Genomic DNA, 2,227 nt, shown 5'->3' with positions numbered 1-2,227 from the left:
CGAGGACAGCAGCTCCCAGAACTCCTCCGGCGTGCCCACCCCGCCCGGCAGCCGGCACGCCATCGACACGATCGCGACCGGATCGTCGTCCCCGTCCGCGGCCCGGGCGACAGCCTTGGCGGGCAGCACGGCCGGGGACAGGTCCATCCGTTCCAGGAGGTACTCCGCCATGGCGGCCGGGGTCGGGTGGTCGAACGCCAGCGTCGCGGGCAGGGAAACCTCGGTCTCCCGCGAGATGCGGCGCCGCAGTTCCACGGCCATCAGCGAATCCAGACCGAGGTCCCTGAGCACCTGCTGTGCCGACACCGCGCCCTCGTCGGGAAGGCCGAGCACGCTCGCCGCCGCCGAACGCACCAGCAGCGTCAACGACTCCCGCCGCTGGTCGGGGGAGAGCGCCGCGAGCCTGCCGCGCGGGCCCGACGGGGTCTCGCCCGTGTTCGCCCGCCGCAGGCGCGTCCTGAGCAGGCCGCGCAGCAGTACCGGCACCTCGTCCTGGTCACGGTGCGCCGAGGCCGGCCCCAGTCGTACGGGAACCAGGTGTTCCCGCGCGTCCGTCGCCAGCGCCGCGTCCAGGGTCCGCAGCCCCTCGTCCACGGACAACGGCTCGACGCCCATGCGCCGGATCCGGGTCAGCTCGGCCCGGCCGAGATGCGCGGTCAGTCCCGTGCCGCCCTGCTCCCACAGTCCCCAGGACAGACTCCTGGCGGGCAGGCCCGCGTGCGCACGCCATGCGGCGAAGGCGTCGAGGAACGCGTTGCCCGCGGCGTACGTGCTCTGGCCGGCGCTTCCGAGCACTCCGGCGAGCGAGGAGAACATGACGAACTCGGACAGCTCGTGCTCTCGGGTGAGTTCGTGCAGGTGCAGTGCGGCGTCCAGCTTCGGAGCGAGGACGCGTTCCAGCCGCTCCGTGTTCTGGTCCGGCAGCAGTCCGTCGTCCAGCACGCCGGCCAGGTGCCACACCGAGTCCAGATCGTCGATGGAACCGATCAGACCGGCCAGGCCTTCCCTGTCGGCGACGTCGCAGGCCACGATCCGTACGCTGTCGGCCCCGGCCCCCGTGAGTTCGGCGGCGAGGTCGGCGGCCCCGGGTGCCCCCTCGCCCTGACGCGAGGTCAGCACGAGACGCCGGACACCGCGGGTGCGCACCAGATGCCGGGCGAGCTCCCTGCCCAGCTCACCGGTTCCTCCGGTGATCAGTGCCGTTCCCTCCGAGGCCGGAGTTCCCTCGGGGACGTCCTTCTGCTCCAGTTCGACCGCGACCAGCCGCGCGACCCGGATCTCCCCTCCCCGTACCGCGATCTCGGGTTCGTCCGTGACGGACACGGCCCTGGCGAGAGCGGCGGCGTCCTCGGCCGCGGGACCGGTGTCCACCAGTCGCAGCGACCGCTGCGGGTACTCGGCGCGAGCGGCGCGGACCAGGCCCCACAGCGGGGCGTGCACCAGGCCGTCGACGCCCATACCCGGTTCGGCCGGTACGGCCTCCCGGGTCACCCAGACCAGTTCGGTCCCCTCCAGCCGGGACTCGGCCAGCAGTTCCTGCGTCACGTGCAGTGCGGTGGCGATGGCCGCGCGCGCCGCGTCCGCCAGATCGCCCGGGGCCGGCGTGGTGCTGTCGAGGACGAGGCGCGCCGGGGGCTCGTCGCCCGCGTCGAGCCGGGCGCGCAGCTCGTCCACGTCGACGACGGGCCGCCCGCCGATCACGTGCGCGAGCTCTCCGGAGCCGCCGAGTACCCAAGTCTCGGCCGGTGCCTCGCGCATCGTGCGGGGCGGCTGGAAGTCGAGCCGGTAGAGGTGGCTGCCCGTGCGCCGCCGCAGCTGCTGTTCGGTCGCCGAACGCAGGACGAGCGCGTCCACGTAGGCAACGGGAGCGCCGTGGGCATCCGCCATCCACAGCCGGGCCTGGGATGACGCGGGATCCCGCTGGATCCGGACGCGGAGTTCGGTCGCCCCGGTGGCGTACAGCTCGACCCCGGTCCACTCGAAGGGGAGCGACACCCCTGCGGTGTCGTCATCCAGCACGGCGACCGCGTGCAGCGCCGCGTCCAGCAGCGCCGGATGCAGCGCGAAGTCGCCTGCCTGCGCACTTACGGCTTCGGCCTCGGGCAGACGGATCACGGCGTAGGCAGTGTCGTCGGTGCGGGAAAGCTCCACCAGGCCCTGGAAGGCGGGTCCGTAGTCGATTCCGCGGTCGCGGAAGCGGTCGTAGAAGCCGTCCAGGGGCACGCGC

At 73.3% G+C, this 2,227-nt stretch carries 1 protein-coding gene; it reads right to left on the bottom strand.

Features of this window, described 5'->3' with window-relative positions; genetic code table 11:
• The coding region (locus AWZ10_RS36620) for a type I polyketide synthase (RefSeq protein WP_159058489.1) at nucleotides 1-2,227 on the bottom strand (2,227 nt) is incomplete at both ends.

The sequence above is a fragment of the Streptomyces europaeiscabiei genome, assembly GCF_001550375.1.
GTDB lineage: Bacteria > Actinomycetota > Actinomycetes > Streptomycetales > Streptomycetaceae > Streptomyces > Streptomyces europaeiscabiei.
The sequence above is the reverse complement of the archived record's forward strand: the minus strand, read 5'-3'. Positions and strand labels throughout refer to the sequence as shown.